The organism is Desulfosporosinus lacus DSM 15449 (assembly GCF_900129935.1).
Taxonomy (GTDB): domain Bacteria; phylum Bacillota; class Desulfitobacteriia; order Desulfitobacteriales; family Desulfitobacteriaceae; genus Desulfosporosinus; species Desulfosporosinus lacus.
In genome coordinates this window covers 1-18,386 of the sequence record NZ_FQXJ01000043.1, presented here as the reverse complement: position 1 = coordinate 18,386, position 18,386 = coordinate 1, and the positions used below count along the sequence as shown (strand labels likewise).

The window sequence follows — 18,386 nt, the reverse complement described above, 5'->3', positions numbered from 1 at the left end:
AGGGCCAAGGATACTTGGAGCATAGCTCCTGGGAAAGTAGAATCCACACGGCAGGAGAATTCGTCATGGGACGCCGTGTGGCGAAAGGCTTGTCCGCCTTTCGTATCGCCAGGTAACAAGCGACAGACTATCTCTAACGAGATAGTTTTTCTGTGGTTTGCCCTGCATGGGCATAGTCTAAAGGGTGAAAGTCCCTAACACACCCTGATAGTGGGAAGTGTACAGCCAAGACCAAGGGTGTCCATCGCGAGGTGGATGAAATAGGCGAATTCCAATTGGCGAACTGCCCATTGCCCTATCTTGTGCCAAGTACTATCCAACAAGCGTTTTGAAAGGATTGGATATCTCGGTTTTAAATCAATGTTATTCTGCGAAGTAACGTGTAAACTTTGGAAGCGCCGCATACCGAACGGTACGTACGGTGCTGTGGGAGGTCGGCTACTCAAATAATGGGTAGCCTCCTACCCAATTGATACCCAAGGCTTCACCATCTGAAGCCCGTCTGCGTATGCTGTCATTAAAGCTATTAAAAAGGCGGGTGTCAAAATGGAACCTATCACTGAACGTACGCCGCTAGTCATCGCGGCTGAGATTAATAGGATCAAACAACAAACTTGCAAAATCATGCTTACCAATGCCATCGAGATTGGTAAGCGCCTGAAGGAGGCCAAGGCCCTGCTCTCCCATGGAGAATGGAGAAAATGGCTGGTGGAAATGGAGACAAACTGTTCGCTTCCGGCGATAACAGCGGCAAGTCAAATTCGCCGGCGTCGGCGAATTTGACCTACTACCAGGTTCTGCTCCTGCTGGGAATTCCGGAAGATGAGCGGGAGAAATGGTTGATAGGCCAGGTGTGGAAGCGCGGTGACGTGTGGAGCTGACTGGTACTAATCGGTCGAGGGCTTGACCTACTCGTGGCTCGTAGTTCGATATTAGTGGTTCGAAAGAACGAAGGGATAAGGCCTAATTATTGTTTTTCGGGAATCAAGGAATATTTTTCGACAAGAATAAACAGAGCAATACTTGTAAAATAAACTATCATCGTGTTGAACAGATTCCATCCATCCTGAAACACCAAAATATTCAGTTTCACAAGTATGACTTGGCCTACAAATGCAGTAATAAATGGGACTATACTCCAGTACCATTTCTCCAACGCACATACAAATAGTACTAATAATAAAGTTTCAACTAACTGATAAGTAAAAATAAACATGGTACTAGACAAGTACCTATCTTGAACCCAATTCACATTATAGTATTGTTTTCCTAAGAGCAGAATTACTGGAATAGGAAAGTGTAGAATGACAAATCCAACGAAGTAGAATGTACTAATTCGATAAAATCCATACTCAATTTTACTTATCTTCTCAAACCAAAATTTGGTAATGATTTGGTAGATAAAAATTGCTAGACCTGTCATGTAATATTTCCACCAATGATGCTCATATATACCTAGTCTTAAAAACAAATACTCCAATAGTAAATATAGAACGGTGATCAAAAAAATCCATCCATATCCTAAGGAGCAGGTTGCGACCAAGAGAGCTGTACCGGGATAGAAAGTCGAATTAAGTATAAGATGCCCTAGAATATTTTGGGCCCAAGGGTTTGAGAAAATACCAGTTTTATAAGCATAACTATTAAATAAACCAAGTACAACAAATTCGCCTATCCATGTAACACATACAGAAAATAAGAAAAATACAAGAAAAGTAGAGAGTTTAATGTCTTTTCTCTTATATACTGTGAATGCAGTAGTTCCTAATCCAATTATTGCGAGCAGATAATACCAATATATGCTTGCCATGAATACCTCCACTTAATCCTTTGGAAAATCAATAATATTTAGCTTACCCTAGCTTTCTTTAATCAATCCAAACTTTTTTGATCGCGAGGAAGGTTCATATTATCTTATCTAAAGGTCATTCAACATATAAAAGTGTGCTCCCATCATATTGAAGGGAGCACACTTTTATATGTTTGGAGATTAATTAAGTCCTATGAAAGGCCACCAAAGTTGTGCAGTTATTATCATAACAACCAATGAAGCTATAGTGAGCCAAAAGCCCGCCCTTAACATATCAATAGAAGTGTATACACCAGTAGTATAAGTTACGACACTGGGAAGGGTTTGGACGATGAGTAGAAATCCAAATAATGTAGCGATGTTTATTGTTATCGCCACCAGGAGTGGATTCAATCCGAGTTTTAGGGCGATTTGCAACATGATTGGTGTTAAAGTCAGAACGACAGTAGAAATGTTCGTAACTACGAGGTGATAAAAATGAGTTAAGAGGATTAGTAAAAATACTAATAACAGAGGGGTAGATAAACCTGTTTGCAGTCCTGGTAAAGACAACAATTCCCCTGCTAAGAAATCTGCGGCGCCGGTGTTATTGAGGGCGGAGGCCATAGATAAGCTAGCACCTATCATAATGATAGTTCCCCATTCGATTTCTTTCAATTTATCCCAGCCAACAATTCCGATACCAGGTAAACCCATGAAAACAGTAGCTAATATTGCAGGAACAGCAGTCGGTAATTTATGAAATGATTCAGTCATCCAAAGAACGACGGTTATAGCTAAAATTATAAGACACTTCTTATCTTGACTTGATAGCCTTCCTAATTCCTTTAGTTCAGTACGTAACTGATTGACCTCTAAATATTTTGTTTCGGGAGGAAACAACCTTGGAAGGATCAACCAGGTAATCGGGATCATAAATAGCCATATGGGCCAGGTGATCTTGAACCAAGTGAAATAGTAAATGTCTTGCCCGAGAATATTATTTATAAGATCAGCCGTTAAAACATTTGCCAGAGCAGCTGGCAACAGACCTACTCCACTTATACTTGCTCCAAAAGTAAGCCCAAGGATTAATAGCTTTGCAATGTTTGAGCTCAGGGACAGCTTCATTGAAATAATGACTGCCATTACTGCAGGCAATAGAAGAGTTGTTCGTACGGCAGTTCCGGGAATGAAAAAGCTCAATATTTGTGGAGCTAATAAAACCCCCAATAAAACCCCATAAATACTTCCTCCAAATCGGATAATGGAGTAATTGGCAAAGCGTTTCCCGAGAGTGGTACTATTAACTCCTTGAGACATCATAAATCCAGCCATGATAAGGAAAGTTGATCCATTAGAAAACCCGCTCAAAGCGGTATCAAGAGAGGTAGCATTAAGGATGGGAAGAGCAGCAATCACTAATAGAGAGGTTAGTGCCAGAGGGATTGGTTCCAATACCCATAGCCAAACTGAGGCCCCCGTTATGCCAATTGTGGAGCGGAGGGGCCAGGAAAGATTATCGGGAAGAGTAAAGATGATTAATAGAAAAATAGGAAAAACAGCTAATAATTCTAGATAAACTTGCGTTTTAGAATACATCTCAAAACTCGCAATCGTCGGAAATTTTCAGACTGGAATGTATGAATATAGTTTATCATTAATTCTAGAAGAGGGAAGACTTTTGACCATATTGGTTTAAATCCAGCTTACTATTGTTAAAACTTAATCTATAAGTCTTTATAGCGGAAAAATGCTCAACACATTAAAGGAAAGCTAAGGTTTTTGTCGAATAATATACAGTTGAACATTTTAAACGCAGAGGAATGGTGATTTTTGGCTCGTTTAGAAGATGAACTCACAAAAAAGAATACTAAAATCAATGGTTTTTCTAATATTTGGCTTAAGTTATTTGAATGGATGCGTACTCTTGTCATTTCTGGGCTGGGGCTTAAGTACAGCGTGTTTATATTCACGACTTTGGCAATGTTAACTAAGTCTATCCTATTCATTGGGCTTATCAATAATGAGAATGCAACCAAGTATGATCACATGAAAGCTTTTTATAGTTTCAGCTCTTCCCCTCCTTTAGAAGTTTATGCCTTCTTTATCATTATACTATTGAGTTTCGCCTTTATATTTAAGGGTAAGGCCCGTTTTTGGTTTCTGTTTAGTTGTAATGCCTTATTTTCCACTCTGCTGATTACCGATTTAATGTATTATCGAGGGTATAGCAGCTTTGTTACTCCATATTTGCTAAGCCAAACAACAAATCTGGACAATCTTTTTAGCAGTGTAATATCAATGCTTCGGCAAATTGATTTTTTATTTATCCTGGATCTTTTGATTTTATTTGGTATCGGCATAAAGCATAAGACCTTGTATGTTAGGACTCAAAGAAATATTTATACTCTCTTTATCCTTTTTGGACTTTCAGTAGCGTATATTTATTATCAGCATGTCCAATTGGATATTAAAGGTAATGACGGCGAGATGTTGTTTAGAGTTGCTTGGTCTCCAAATCAGACGATGTCTAATCTTTCGCCGCTAGGGTACCATGGTTTTGATATTTATAACTATCTTAAAGACAGTAAGGATGCTGAATTAAAACCCGAGGAAAGTGAAGAAATCAAAAAATGGTTAGATCAAAACCAAGAGAAACTGCCAGCAAATGAGTATAAGGGAATATTCAAAGGTCAGAATCTCATTATGATTCAAGTTGAGTCACTCGAGACATCTGTAATAAATCAAAAGATTGATGGGCAGGAAATCACTCCAAATCTCAATAAACTCTTAGCGAATAGTTATTACTTTCCTAATTTTTACGAACAAGTGTATAATGGTTCAAGCTCTGATGCCGACTTATTGGCTAACACTTCTGTTTATCCAGTTCGTACTGGTGCTACCTTTTTTCGATTTCCTTACAATACCTATAATTCTTTGCCTAAGATTTTAAGAGAGGATGGGTATAACACCTTAGCTATTCATCCAGATAAGGGTTCATATTGGAATTGGATGCCTGCCTTGACGGCCATTGGTTTTGAAAAGACGATGGATGAATCACGATTTAATTTGGATGAAAAAATCGGATTAGGGCTCAGTGATGGAAGCTATTTCAGACAATTAGCGCCTATCATTTCGGAACAAAAACAGCCTTTCTACAATTTCATGGTAACTTTAACAAGCCATAACCCCTTTGACTTGCCAGAACAATATCGATCACTCATATTAAGCGAGGAGTTTGATAAGTCAAAGTTAGGAGGTTACTTTCAAAGTATTCGTTATACCGATGAACAGCTTGGCATTTTTTTAGAGTCACTTGATAAAAGCGGAGTATTAGATAATACAGTGGTTGTGATCTACGGGGATCACACAGGAGTGCATAAATACTATAATGACGAAGTCAAAGAAGTTCAGCCGCTTGAAAGCTGGTGCCTCGATGACAGTAAACGAATCCCGCTTATTATCTATCATAAGGAAATGAACGGACGAGAGATCCCGACTAACGGAGGACAAGTTGATACAATGCCCACGATAGCCTATCTGTTGGGAATTAACGAAGACCGTTACAGTAATACCGTTTTTGGACGAAATTTGCTTAATACCAAAAAGGATTTTGCCGTTTTATCAACCAGATTGTATATGGGAGAATCAGAAAACAGCACAGAATTTGAAAACCATATTAAAGGAATTGATATCGCAGATCTTGTGATTCGAAAAAATTACTTTAAAGAAGCCGGATATAAATAAGAGGACTTTGACATTTTGCAACGAAATACTTTAGTCATTCACTTCTATGTCAGTGAAAGTATAGAAATGGTGGTGCCTAACTTGGTAGAAAAACAGCGCGTGATTCAAGAATACGTCCCAGGAAAACAAGTGACAATGGCCCATATTATTCCAAACCCACAAGGGGATATTCATGAACGATTAGGGATTGTGACTGCAGGCGCCATTGGAATCATGACGATTACTCCCAGTGAGGCAGCGATCATTGCTGCGGATGCTGCGAGCAAAGCAGGGGATATTGAACTTGGGTTTCTAGATCGCTTTACGGGTTCTCTTGTGATTACAGGGGATGTTTCCAGTGTTGAAGCAGCGTTACGAGCTGCCGTAAATACTCTCGTCAACATTTTAGGGTTTTCAGCAGCTGAGGTGACAAGAAGTTAATGGGTAGAATACTTCTTATCGGAGGAATCGGTGCAGGTAAAACCTCTTTGAAGCAAATGCTTTTGAATGAACAAGTTAGCTATCATAAAACACAGATGTTAGATTTTTCTCATACTTTTATTGATTGCCCGGGTGAATATCTTGAGATCCCCCGCTTTTATCATGTTTTAATCGATGCCAGCCATCGGGTCTCAGAGATCTGGGCACTTCAAGATGCTACGAAAGAAAGGTCATTTTATCCACCGAAATTCTCAAAGGTTTTTCGCAAGCCCATTATTGGAATCATCACAAAGATGGATTTGCCCAAAGCCAATATTAAACAAGCAATTGCTTTTTTAAATTATGCAGGAATCGAAGAACCTTTTTATTCAACATCCATCATGGATGAGGTAGGAGTTGCTCCTTTGCGTAAGCGATTGGAGGAGTTGAATGAATTGCGCAACCATTAGGGACTTATGTATTGAATACACAAACCTCACCGAAGAAGATATTAAGATATTAGAATCAATGGCTCTTCAAATTCCAAATACTGCTGAAATGACAGGGACAGACATCTTCATTGATGCCCCCCTGAAAGACGGAGTAGATGCCGTGGTATTAGCATGGGCCTACCCTAAAAATAGATCGTTGTATAGGCATAGTGTCGTGGGTGAATTAGCCTTAGCTACCAGCGAGCCTGCAGTATATCGAACACTGGAGACTGGTGAAACTTGTCGTGATGTTCGAGGAGTCAGCCAAGAGGGGATTCCAATAGCCCAAACAGTTGTAGCTATTCGCAATCCTGCAGATGGCGTGATAGGTACACTTATCATGGAAAGAGATATTTCCGAAGAATTAAGACAAGAAGAGCAAGTAGAGTTTTTAACGCAAACGGCCGAACGACTAAGTAACACGCTAATGCACTTGTCAATGACTGGTTCACAGTTTGAAAATTGGGTTGGAAACGGAATATTTGTCCTTAATAAATATAGTAAAATTACGTATGTAAATAAAAAAGCCGCCAAGATTTATCAGGATTTTAAGGGCTTTGAGGCTCTTGGACAAGATTTCTTGTTTGGCATGTTCAATTGTTCTACTTTAAATGAGCTATTAGATACTCTGCAAAACCCAGCCGAGTTTTGTATTCTAGATAAGAGCTATCTTTTTGAGGCGTATCCCTTGGTGACTTATGGCGATTTAAGCGGGTGTGTAATATCTTTTAGAGATATTACAGATCTTCGGGAAAAGGAACGAGAATTAAGTGCTAAGAGTACAGTCATCAGGGAAATACACCACAGAGTAAAAAACAATCTTCAAAATGTTGCAGCTTTGCTTCGTTTGCAGATGAGACGATCGGATTTAGACATCGTCAAAGCAGAGTTTTCCGCAAGTATCAATCGAATTATCTCCATAGCAATGGTCCATGATGTTTTTGCCTGCCAAAACTGTGATTCCGTTGATTTAAGGGAGCTTTCACAGCGTATTTTGAGCGCATTGTTAGAAAGCTCTATGTCGCCCGAACAGAGCATTAAGGCTCATGTTAATGGACAAAACCTTCATTTGCCCAGCATTAAAGCTGTTCCTCTGGCTCTCGTCATTAATGAACTCTTAACGAACAGTTTTAAACACGGGGTTCGTCTCTTAGATAAAGGGATTATTACACTTGATATTATTGAGAAAAAGGGACAAATACATCTTACAGTAAGAGATAATGGACCAGATCCGGAAGTTCCTTTTGATAAAGTTAAGCAACGACGCTTGGGTTTGCAAATCGTTGACTCATTAGTGGGAGAACAATTGGGCGGAGAGTTCAGAATGGAACGAATAGATGGAATGACGGTTGTAACAGTAAGCTTTCCAAAACATAGCTCGGAGGGACAGTTATGAGCGAACTATCCATATTGATTGCGGATGATGAGGCCTTAATTCGCTTGGATATTAAAGAAATGTTACAAGGGGCTGGTCATATAGTTTGCGCAGAAGCAAACAATGGCTTGAAAGCAGTTGAGTTAGCTAAATCTTTCGCTCCAGATTTAGCAATTCTCGATGTAATGATGCCAGGGTTGGACGGCTTGGAAGTCGCAAAGATCTTACACTCGATGAATATACCTGTCATATTGTTAACGGCCTATAGTCAGTCCAAATTTATTAATAGAGCAGAAAAAGTTAGTGTGTACGGCTACCTTGTTAAACCTATAACCGAACGTGATCTTTTACCTGCAATTCAAATTGCTTATGCTCGTTGGAGGGAGATGCAAGATGTACGCTCAAAATTAGAAACGACTCAGCAAGAATTGCATAGTCAAAAACTAATTTCTCGAGCTAAAGCAATTCTGGCAACTCGTGAGGGAATAAGTGAATATGAAGCTCATCAATTACTAATCCATCAGGCCATGGATTTGAGAATTACAGTGGTTAAACTTGCTGCACAAATTATAAAAATGGCAGTTTAGATAAATAAAATGACTTTTAAAAAAATTCTATAATACAGTGCTCACAAAGAAGGAATAATGAGTAAGATGGCGAATAATATTTACTTATAGATGGGATCATTTTTACCTAGTGAAGATATTTGTCTTACAAAGGAATAGCGGGCAATAATGCCCTTTATTACACCCTGAGTTATCGGGGTGTAATAAAGGGCATTAATTTTTTTCTGCTTGAAAAGAAAGGAGAAAGAAGCATGTAGGTTATATGCCCTTGCTAGGTAACAAGTGTTTCAACTAATAAAATTAAAGGAGGTTTTTTTGTGACAACGGAGACTAAACTCGTAACTCCAGGATCAGACGCACATTTGTCCAGAGTACTTAAACCAATTCACCTATGGGCTCTTGCAGTAGGCTTAGTCATCTCCGGAAACTATTTTGGCTGGAGCTATGGATTTGGTGCAGGTGGGCCTATGGGATTAGCCCTTGCTCTAATTCCAGTTACGATCTTTTATGTAACATTTATTTTGTCATACTCAGAGCTGGCAACAGCAATACCTCATGCTGGTGGTCCTTCTGCCTATGCACGTAGAGCAATGGGACCCTTTTGGGGATATATGAATGGTATCAGTTGTTTAATCGAGTTCGTGTTTGCTCCCCCTGCCATTGCGTTGGCTGTCGGTGGGTATATTAACTTTCTCATTCCATCCGTACCAACATTGACGGCAGCAGTCGCCGCTTTCTTATTTTTCATTTTTGTGAACTACTTGGGAATGAAAACCTCAGCTATGGTAGAATTAGTGGTTACCATTATTGCGCTGGTTGGTTTAGTTATTTTCTGGGTTGCCGCAACTCCTCACTTTTCGATGGCAAGAGTCATGACAGCACCTCTCCTTCCTTTTGGGATGAAAGGCGTTATGGCAGCTGTTCCTTTTGCAATCTGGTTCTATCTCGCTATTGAAGGCGGAGCCATGGCTGCGGAAGAAATGGTGAACCCACAGAAAGATATTCCTAAAGGTTTCTTAAGTGGTATGGGAACTTTGATGGTCATGGGCTTTTTAACCCTCTTCCTGACGGCAGGTATTGCCGATTATAACTTAGTCTCAGCAGTAGACTTTCCTTTGCCCATTGCTTTAGCCCAAGTCTTCGGCGAGAATGCCTTTATTGTTGTTTTAGTCAACATCATTGGTTTATTTGGCCTAATTGCTTCCCTGCATGGGATTATTGTGGGTTATTCACGTCAAACTTATGCGATGGCTCGAACTGGCTATTTGCCCAAATTCCTCGCCTATGTTGATCCTAAACGTCATACTCCAGTCTGGGCATTGTTAATTCCTGGACTCGTTGGATTGGGTGTCGTTCTCACGGGTAAGACAGCAATTGTGATTACCATTGCAGTTATTGGCTCGGTTGCTCTGTATATGCTTAGTCTAATCAGTCTGTTTATCTTACACGCTAAAGAACCTAATCTAAAAAGACCATTTAAAGTATGGTATCCAGTAATCCCAGCCATTAGCTTTATTATTGGTATTTTTCTAACGATAAGTGTCGTTATTTCAAGTGTGCCAGCTTTGAAATGGGCAGCGCTTGTTTATGCCATTGCCATCGCCTACTACTTCATTTGGGGCAATAAGAATATCAGACCGTTTGAAGAAGAGTTCGGTGTTTTAGATGAACTGGATGCCTAATATGTATCCGGGGAGAGGAGCCATCTTAATAGAATGGCGTTAGAGAAACATTATGGCTAAAGAGATGACTCTAGTCAGTGTGGGGATCGATGTCGGGACAACAACGACTCAGTTGGTCATTTCGCAACTCACCTTAGTCAATGTAATGCCAGGCAGTCAAGTACCAAAAGTAGAAATTACCCATAAAAGTATTTCCTATATGGGTAAGGTTCACTTCACTCCCTTTGAAGACCGCAGGCATGTTGATGGTACTGCGCTTCGAAAAATTGTCGCTAAGGAATATGAGAAGGCAGGAGTGAAGCCTGAACAGATTGACACAGGGGCTATTATCATTACTGGGGAGACCGCTAAAAAGGAGAATGCCTCGGAAATCATTCATTCTTTAGCAGATTATGCGGGAGATTTTGTTGTAGCAACGGCTGGACCAGATCTCGAAAGTATGATTGCAGGGAAAGGATCGGGAGCCGAGGCGCTCTCCAAGCGCTTACACGCGTGTATCGCCAACATTGACATCGGTGGAGGGACTACGAATATTGCTTATTTTGATCGAGGGAAGTGCATAGGGACAGCGTGTATCAATGTCGGTGGACGCCTTTTTGAAGTGGATCCAATTTCGCACCGCTTAACTTATGTTTCCTCACCCGCTCAGAAGATCATGAATTATTGTAATCCGAACAATAACCAAATTTCTAACGGGAACGACTTAGTTCTGATAAAAAACTGCTTAAATAGTATGGTGGAATGTGTCGAACGAGTCATTTTTCAAGAACCTCTCCTGCCTCAGGACAATTATTTGGTAATGACGAATTTGTTGCCGGATGTTAAGATCGACGGCGTGGTCTTTTCTGGAGGAGTTGCAAAATATATTTACTTGCCTGGAATCAAGGAATGGTGGATTCACGGAGATGTTGGCCCACTCTTGGCAGAGGCATTTCAGGAAAGCCGGATTAATAAATCCCTGCCCGTACATGAGGGGGCTGAAACAATCCACGCTACAGTGCTCGGTGCAGGAGCCCACACTGTGAATGTATCAGGATCGACAATTACGGTTAGCGAGCATACACTTCCGATACGAAATGTGCCTGCAGTGTACCCGGAATTGGATATGACGGGTAAGTTTTCTTGGCTTAAAGACGCAGAGAATTACACTGACTCTTTATACAGAACAGTCGCTCTGATAGTTCCAACCTTGCCCAATACGGACTTTCAAACGATTCTTAGCTTAGCTGAAACTCTTGCCTGCGAATTGCCATTAATCAAGGGAGAGCCTAAAGTAATCATTGCCCAACAAGATATTGCTAAAGTACTTGGACAAACCCTGCAAAGACTTCTTCCAGCCAGTCCTTTGGTTTGTTTAGATGGCATAGAGCTGGCCTTTGGAGATTTTCTGGATATTGCTAAACCGTTACCCTATCAAGATGCAGTTCCAGTGATTGTCAAAACTCTAATTTTTGCCCGATAATACTTTTCCACGGAAGGGATGTGAAATCGTGAATCTGAAGACACGACTTTTTGGTCAAACCTTTAAGTTTAAAGATGTAAAAGATGTTTTAGCTAAAGCAAACGAAATTAAGTCAGGAGATATTCTCGCCGGAATCGCGGCCGAAGATGCAGCAGAAAGGATCGCGGCCAAACGAGTCTTATCGGAATTAACCTTGGAAGATTTACGCAGGAACCCGGTTGTACCACTGGAGGAAGACGAGGTGTCACGTATTATTGATGCCGATGTCAACGAACCGATCTATCATACAATTAAAAATTGGAGTGTTGCAGAGTTTCGGGAGTATGTTCTTAGAACCGAAACTAATGGATCTGCCCTCCATAGGATTAGTCGCGGTCTCACCTCAGAGATGGTCGCTGCCGTGGCCAAACTCATGAGCAATCTCGATCTGATATTAGGTGCTGCCAAAATTCAAAATTTGGCTCATTGTAATACAACGATTGGCAAAGCAGGGTGTCTGGCTTCCCGTCTTCAACCGAATCATCCTACTGATGGGGTTGATGGAATTTTAGCCAGTTTGCGTGAAGGATTGTCCTATGGTGTAGGAGATGCAGTGTTAGGACTTAATCCAGTTGACGACTCTGTACCCGCAACCATCCGCAGCTTGGAAACCCTCTACAATTTTGTTGAGGAGTGGCAGATACCTACTCAGGTTTGTGTTTTAGCGCATATTACAACTCAAATGAAGGCCTTGCGAAAAGGTGCTCCGGTTCATCTGCTCTTTCAATCTATTGCAGGGTCTCAGATTGGAAACGAAGCTTTTGGGGTCACTAAAGAAATCTTAGACGAAGCGTACACCCTGGGATTAAAAGAGGGGCGTGCAACTGGACCTAATATTATGTATTTTGAAACAGGGCAAGGTTCTGAGCTTTCGTCTGAGGCACACCATGGTGCTGACCAAGTTACCTTGGAGGCACGCTGTTACGGTTTAGCTCGTCATTACAACCCCTTTTTGGTGAATACGGTTGTTGGTTTTATTGGTCCGGAATACCTTTATGATACTCGCCAAGTGACTAGAGCAGGTCTGGAAGACCATTTTATGGGTAAACTTACGGGCTTGCCAATGGGGGTTGATGCTTGTTACACCAACCACATGAAAGCAGACCAAAATGATATTGAAAATCTTGCGACTCTACTTGCGGCGGCAGGTTGTACTTACTTTATGGGGATCCCTATGGGGGATGATGTGATGTTAAATTACCAGTGCACTAGCTACCATGACATTGCGACGTTGAGAGAACTTTTTAACCTAAGACCGTTGCCTGAATTTGAAGCTTGGGCGGAATCCATGGGAATCCTGGCTAAGGGTAAGCTTACAGCCCGTGCCGGTGATGCAACGATATTCACAAGGTAAGGGGGGATAAGAAAATGAGCTTAGAAGATAGTGTTCGCTTAATCGTTGAAGAGTTGCTGAAAGGAATGGAAAAGGAAAAAATCCAAAGTTCAAATAATAAATTACCTTTAGCAAACTCATCAATTATAGACGAATGTGAGATAACAGATTTAGCAGAAATTGACTTGCAACGTTATTTACAAGTGCCCAATCCGGTCAATAAGGAACTTTATGAAGAAATGAAGCTTTCGACACCTGCTCGTATCGGAGTATGGCGAAGTGGACCCCGTCCATTGACGGATACATTACTTCGATTTCGCGCAGACCATGCAGTAGCGCAAGACTCTGTACTTGGAGAGGTTCCAGAAGAATTTCCCGCAAAGTATAATATGGTTTCCATTCAAACCCTATGTAAGTCAAAAGATGAATATCTTACTCGGCCGGACTTGGGAAGAAAACTTGATGAAGAAAATTTGGAGATTCTCAGAAAAGGATGCCTAAAAGGTGCTATGGTCCAAATCATCGTTTCTGACGGGCTTTCCAGCAAAGCGGTTGAAGCTAATATTCCCAATCTTCTTCCAGCCCTAACCCAGGGTCTTGAAGGAATGGGCGTGAAACTCGGCATTCCAATCTTTGTTCGTAACGGTCGGGTAGCGGTTATGGACACGATTGGTGAAGAGTTGAAACCTGAAGTTGCTGTAATCCTGATCGGAGAACGCCCTGGATTGGGAACCGCTGAGAGTATGAGCGCTTACATGGGATACAATCCACGACTGGGTATGGTTGAGAGTGAGCGAACCGTGATCAGTAATATCCATAAAGGTGGGACTCCGGCAGCGGAAGCGGGAGCGCATTTAGCCAGCTTAATCAAAAAGATTCTGGATGCTAGGGCGTCGGGTGTTAATCTGGAGTAGAGGTTGGCAATATGTCTACTAAGCATAATAAATATAGATTTTGATTAATTTGCTAGGTGGTATCTCAAAAGTGGTGTATGGTTAATTAAGTTGTCCTTAAAAGTGGGATAGAATAAACGATATTACCAATTTATAAAAATAAGAGAATGAAAGGAGAGAGCACAATGGCTATAAGAGCAGATCTCGTAGCACTGGGTATGGTAGAAACACGCGGAATCGTTGGAGCCATCGAAGCAGCTGACGCCATGGTTAAAGCTGCTAATGTAACCCTAATTGGGAAAGTAAAAGTAGGAGGTGCCTTAGTGACGGTCATGGTCCGAGGAGACGTCGGTGCCGTCAAGGCCTCGGTTGATGCCGGAGCCGCTGCCGCTGAGCGAGTTGGAGAACTAGTCAGCTGTCACGTCATCCCGCGTCCCCATCCGGAACTAGAAGACATCCTGCCTAAATTACCAGTCATCGAAGAAAAGCCCAAAACTAAAAACGCTGAGAACACAAAGTGAACTCGTTAATTAGTTAAATCGTCGGAACTAACAATCCGGCATTAATAGGGAGGCAAACCATGATAGAGCCCATTAAGCCAAAAGTATTAGCAGTCAGATTAATACCTAATGTGGCCCCTGATCTCGCCGAAAAATTGGGCCTAACTGGCTATCAGCGTTCCATCGGCATGATCACAGCCGACATTGATGATTCAACCTACGTAGCCTTAGACGAAGCGACGAAAAAAGCTGAAGTCGAAGTCGTCTATGCCAAAAGTTTTTATTGTGGAGCAGCTCGAGCTTCAGGTCCGCTGTCGGGAGAAATCATCGGAATTTTAGCAGGTCCAAATCCAGCCGAAGTGCGTGCCGGAGTTGATGCCTGCATTGACCATCTGGAAAATGAATGCTTCTTCTATACCTGTGATGGAGGAAAAACCGCATGGTTTCCGCACACTGTCTCGCGAACCGGAAGTTATCTCTCTAAACTGGCAGGAATCCAAGAAGGGGAGGCCCTGTCTTACCTTATCGCGCCCCCAATCGAAGCAATGTATGGTTTAGATGCGGCACTAAAAGCGGCGGAAGTTACAATGAAAGCATTTTACGGGCCACCCACCGAAACTAACTTCGGCGGCGGGCTTTTAACCGGATCACAGAGTGCCTGCAGATCTGCCTGTGAAGCCTTCCAGAGAGCTGTCATCGACGTCTGTGAAAATGGCCTGAAATTTTAGCATAAAGGGAGGTGCAGCTAGTATGGAACTCGATCGAGACCTATGTTCCTTACAAGAAGCCCGAAATTTAGTACGAGCTGCGCGCGAAGCCCAAGAAGCTCTTAAAGACTTCACGCAAGAACAAGTGGATCATATCATTGACATGATGCGGGAAGCTGGGGAAGCAAATGCAGCACGATTGGCCATGATGGCCGTCTCAGAAACGGAAATGGGAAATTATGAAGACAAATGCTTTAAAAACTACTTTGCTTCGCGTACTCTATATGACTTCATAAAACCCATGAAAACCGTGGGAATCATTCGTGAAGATCACGAACAAAAGCTATGGGAAATCGCCGAACCCGTCGGCGTTATCGCAGGGATTATTCCTACGACCAATCCCACCTCAACCGTTATCTATAAAGCCATGATCGCCCTTAAATCCCGCAATGCGATCGTATTTTCCCCGCATCCCAGTGCTGTTCGTTGCACAAACGAAGCCGCTAAAATCATGCATCAAGCAGCCGTCGCGGCCGGTGCTCCGGAAGGCGTGATCGGATGTATCCTAAATGTCTCCATGGGTGCCACTAATGAACTTATGAAACACCCCAATGTCGCTATGATTCTGGCCACTGGTGGAAGTGCCTTAGTCAAGGCAGCCTACAGCAGCGGAAAGCCCGCCCTAGGCGTTGGCCCTGGAAACGTTCCGGCCTTCGTCGAACGGAGCGCAGACCTCGCCAAAGCGGCCGAATATATCGTCATGGGAAAAACCTTCGACAATGGAACCATCTGTGCCTCTGAACAAGCCATCGTTGCTGAAGACTGCATTGCGGATGAACTTATAGGCCAACTTAAACGATTTGGCGCGCATTTCCTAGACTCTGAAGACGTCAAAAAAGTCTCTAAGGTCGTTATGCTCCCAAACGGAGGTGTTAATCCCAAAGTCGTCGGGAAAGACCCAAAATTTATTGCCCAACTCGCAGGAATTAATATCCCTGAGCGAACCAGATGCCTAATTGCTCCCTTAAGCGGTGTTGGTCCCCAATGGCCTTTGTCCTACGAAAAGCTCACCACTGTCCTCGGATTTTACCGAGTTGCCGACTGGCATGAAGGGTGCGAGCGTTGCTTCCAACTTTTAGAAGCTGGCGGAGTGGGTCACAGTCTTGCTATGCACAGTAACAATGAAGAAGTTATACGAGAATTCGCCCTCAAAAAACCCGTTAACCGATTGCTCATTAATACCCCTGCAGCCATGGGAGGTGTCGGAGCCACTACCGGCCTAGCTCCTTCGTTTACCCTAGGGTGTGGAACCTGGGCAGGATCGAGCGTCTCAGAAAACGTCACGCCCCTGCACCTACTCAATATAAAGCGGGTCGCCTGGCATCTGCAAATCCCAGACCGCAAACCTGTCGAACCCATGACCTCTGGAGGAAGCAATGAGAGAGCCCAAACGCAGAATCAGTCTCAAACACCGCAAGTTGATGCCCGCATGGTTCAAGAAATCATTAAACAAGTCATGCAACACTTAAATAGGTGAAAAGCTAACGACGCAAATTTAAATGTTGACGATGGTTCGTAATTTGATTCGAAAAAATCTTATAAAATTGGAGCCTGAGTTTTAAACCACGAATACCGAATTGCAAAATATCGATAAGGCATGGAGCAAAAGCCTCGAACCACGAACACCGAATATCGAACTACGAATTTGGGAGGGAATAAAAATGGCACAAGATCGAAGTGTAATAGCACTAGGAATGATAGAAACCAAAGGACTAATCCCAGCGATCGAAGCAGCCGATCAAATGTTAAAAGCGGCCAATGTCACATTGTGCGGAAAAGAGCACGTCTCAGGGGGATTGGTCTCAGTTATGGTACGAGGAGATGTCGGAGCTGTCAAAGCTGCCGTTGATGCCGGAGCTGCAGCAGCCCAACGAGTCGGAGCTCTTCTCAGCGTACATGTTATACCGCGCCCCCACCAAGATGTTGAGTATATATTACCAGTCGGTGACAACAAAGTTTATGGGGAATAATAAGTAAACGTCAAATGTTCGAGCCAGAAGTAAAAGGAAATATTCTTACCTCTGGCTTTTGATCTCTGACTTCTGTAATGAGGTGAGGACTTGATCGTCACAGAGTATGAACTAAGAGCCAATTGGCATAAAACCAAAGCAAAAATTATTACATTACCGCCTGGGAGCGTAATTACTCCTTCGGCGCGAGACTTTATCCGCTCTAAGGGAATTGATGTCCAAATCGAAGGAAACGGGCTTCAGGATATTCATAAAAGTACCTTTTCCAGTGCAAACCAAAGCATCGATAGAAGCAGCAGACTGCAATCTTTTCAAGAACCAAATGTACTTCGTGAAACCCAAGCCCAAGCTATAGCTCAAGCTCAAGCTCAAACAAGTATTTCTTCGGGCGTTAAACCCGAACACATGACCCATTTGCGCACTGGTGCCTTAGTCACCAAGACCCATCCGGTGATTGCCTACCGAGGACAACTGGACCTGTTTCAATGCGAACTTGTCGAAGCCCAAGGCTTTTTCCTGCAGGCAGGGGAAGAGGAACTCATTCTGAAATTAGAAGAAATCTCTGTCCTTTGCCGAGAACTGATGGTTAGTGAAGTTAAACAGGAGCCCTTTCAATGGGCAACTCTGATGGGGCTAACCCCTGAAGAGTTGCGGGAACGATCTCATCATCCCAAAAAGTATTTTGGAATCGATCACACTCCCTTAAGCTATTCCCATGGACCCATCGTAGCCAAACTCCATCATTTAAGAGCCAAATCACGAGAAGTCGAACTCTATGCCAACCGAGCTTTCACGGATGAAACCGGGGCATGCAGCAGGACGGATCTGATTCAGGCCTTAAACCGGCTATCCAGTGCGTTCTACATTCTTGCCTGTGAAGCAAGAAGTCGGAAAACCCAGGAACTTAACGAAAAACGGGTTCCCTTGGGAACCTCGAATCGCCATATCCACCTCTCTCAGGTCGATCTGGAGGCCCTCTTCGGCAAAAACTATGCCTTAACAGTTCAAAAAGAACTCTCTCAGCCCGGCCAGTTTGCAGCTCAAGAAACTGTAACCATAGTTGGACCTAAAGGAAGTTTAGAGAAGGTCCGTGTCTTAGGACCTGTGAGAAAAAACACGCAAGTGGAAATCAGCGTCACGGATTGTTTTAAATTAGGCATCAAGCCAGTCATCCGAGATTCGGGGCAACATGAAGGAACTCCCGGGCTTCAGATCGCAGGTCCAGTCGGTAAGGTCGACCTTAAAGCAGGGGTCATGGTAGCAAGCAGGCACATCCACCTGCACAGCAACGATGCTAAAGAGTGGTCCCTAAAGGATGGAGACCGTGTGTGTGTAAAAGTCGAGAGTCAGCGTCCCATGGTCTATGAAGA

17 protein-coding genes and 1 pseudogene are annotated in these 18,386 nt (G+C 42.7%); 16 read left to right on the top strand and 2 right to left on the bottom strand.

What is annotated here, in order from left to right; translation table 11 throughout:
- The coding region (locus BUB11_RS28085; protein ID WP_207650057.1) for a hypothetical protein at positions 1 to 198 on the top strand (198 nt) is incomplete at its 5' end.
- A gap of 348 nt (positions 199 to 546) precedes the next feature.
- Positions 547 to 845, top strand: a pseudogene (locus BUB11_RS26215) (DUF3102 domain-containing protein); the annotation flags it as partial.
- 122 nt (positions 846 to 967) lie between these two features.
- On the opposite strand, the gene BUB11_RS26210 reads toward BUB11_RS26215, so the two are convergent.
- On the bottom strand, positions 968 to 1,810 hold the full coding sequence (locus tag BUB11_RS26210) for a hypothetical protein (RefSeq protein WP_073033559.1): 843 nt from the start codon (positions 1,808 to 1,810) through the stop codon (positions 968 to 970).
- Between the two features lie 180 nt (positions 1,811 to 1,990).
- Complete coding sequence (locus BUB11_RS26205) at positions 1,991 to 3,391, bottom strand: SLC13 family permease (RefSeq protein WP_073033558.1); 1,401 nt, start codon at positions 3,389 to 3,391, stop codon at positions 1,991 to 1,993.
- A 234-nt stretch (positions 3,392 to 3,625) separates the two neighbouring features.
- Here BUB11_RS26205 and BUB11_RS26200 point away from each other — a divergent pair, with 234 nt between their 5' ends.
- The 14 genes from BUB11_RS26200 to pduL all read left to right on the top strand — a co-directional run.
- A complete protein-coding gene (locus BUB11_RS26200; protein WP_073033557.1) occupies positions 3,626 to 5,539 on the top strand; it encodes an LTA synthase family protein in 1,914 nt (637 codons plus the stop codon).
- A 66-nt stretch (positions 5,540 to 5,605) separates the two neighbouring features.
- Entirely contained in the window at positions 5,606 to 5,959 is a 354-nt protein-coding gene (gene eutS, locus BUB11_RS26195; RefSeq protein ID WP_073033561.1) for an ethanolamine utilization microcompartment protein EutS, read from the top strand.
- A complete protein-coding gene (locus BUB11_RS26190; protein WP_073033556.1) occupies positions 5,959 to 6,408 on the top strand; it encodes a EutP/PduV family microcompartment system protein in 450 nt (149 codons plus the stop codon). The genes eutS and BUB11_RS26190 overlap by 1 nt, the downstream gene beginning before the upstream one ends.
- A complete protein-coding gene (locus tag BUB11_RS26185) occupies positions 6,389 to 7,825 on the top strand; it encodes a sensor histidine kinase (protein WP_073033555.1) in 1,437 nt (478 codons plus the stop codon). The genes BUB11_RS26190 and BUB11_RS26185 overlap by 20 nt, the downstream gene beginning before the upstream one ends.
- A complete protein-coding gene (locus BUB11_RS26180; protein WP_073033554.1) occupies positions 7,822 to 8,391 on the top strand; it encodes an ANTAR domain-containing response regulator in 570 nt (189 codons plus the stop codon). The genes BUB11_RS26185 and BUB11_RS26180 overlap by 4 nt, the downstream gene beginning before the upstream one ends.
- A 296-nt stretch (positions 8,392 to 8,687) precedes the next feature.
- Complete coding sequence (gene eat / locus BUB11_RS26175; RefSeq protein WP_073033553.1) at positions 8,688 to 10,052, top strand: ethanolamine permease; 1,365 nt, start codon at positions 8,688 to 8,690, stop codon at positions 10,050 to 10,052.
- Between the two features lie 52 nt (positions 10,053 to 10,104).
- A complete protein-coding gene (locus tag BUB11_RS26170; RefSeq protein ID WP_073033551.1) occupies positions 10,105 to 11,514 on the top strand; it encodes an ethanolamine ammonia-lyase reactivating factor EutA in 1,410 nt (469 codons plus the stop codon).
- Positions 11,515 to 11,542: 28 nt separating this feature from the next.
- On the top strand, positions 11,543 to 12,907 hold the full coding sequence (locus BUB11_RS26165; RefSeq protein WP_073033550.1) for an ethanolamine ammonia-lyase subunit EutB: 1,365 nt from the start codon (positions 11,543 to 11,545) through the stop codon (positions 12,905 to 12,907).
- Between the two features lie 14 nt (positions 12,908 to 12,921).
- The gene (gene eutC, locus BUB11_RS26160; protein ID WP_073033549.1) at positions 12,922 to 13,800 is read left to right on the top strand and encodes an ethanolamine ammonia-lyase subunit EutC; all 879 of its coding nucleotides are present in this window, start codon (positions 12,922 to 12,924) and stop codon (positions 13,798 to 13,800) included.
- Between the two features lie 164 nt (positions 13,801 to 13,964).
- A complete protein-coding gene (locus BUB11_RS26155) occupies positions 13,965 to 14,300 on the top strand; it encodes a BMC domain-containing protein (RefSeq protein ID WP_073033548.1) in 336 nt (111 codons plus the stop codon).
- Between the two features lie 59 nt (positions 14,301 to 14,359).
- Positions 14,360 to 15,007 carry an ethanolamine utilization microcompartment protein EutL gene (eutL, locus tag BUB11_RS26150; protein ID WP_073033547.1) on the top strand — a complete coding sequence of 216 codons (648 nt, stop codon included), beginning with the start codon at positions 14,360 to 14,362 and terminating at the stop codon, positions 15,005 to 15,007.
- A 22-nt stretch (positions 15,008 to 15,029) separates the two neighbouring features.
- Complete coding sequence (locus BUB11_RS26145; protein WP_073033546.1) at positions 15,030 to 16,523, top strand: acetaldehyde dehydrogenase (acetylating); 1,494 nt, start codon at positions 15,030 to 15,032, stop codon at positions 16,521 to 16,523.
- Between the two features lie 184 nt (positions 16,524 to 16,707).
- The gene (locus BUB11_RS26140; RefSeq protein WP_073033545.1) at positions 16,708 to 17,016 is read left to right on the top strand and encodes a BMC domain-containing protein; all 309 of its coding nucleotides are present in this window, start codon (positions 16,708 to 16,710) and stop codon (positions 17,014 to 17,016) included.
- Positions 17,017 to 17,106: 90 nt separating this feature from the next.
- Positions 17,107 to 18,386, top strand: a 1,280-nt coding sequence (gene pduL, locus BUB11_RS26135) for a phosphate propanoyltransferase (RefSeq protein WP_073033544.1), incomplete at its 3' end; no start/stop codon positions are given.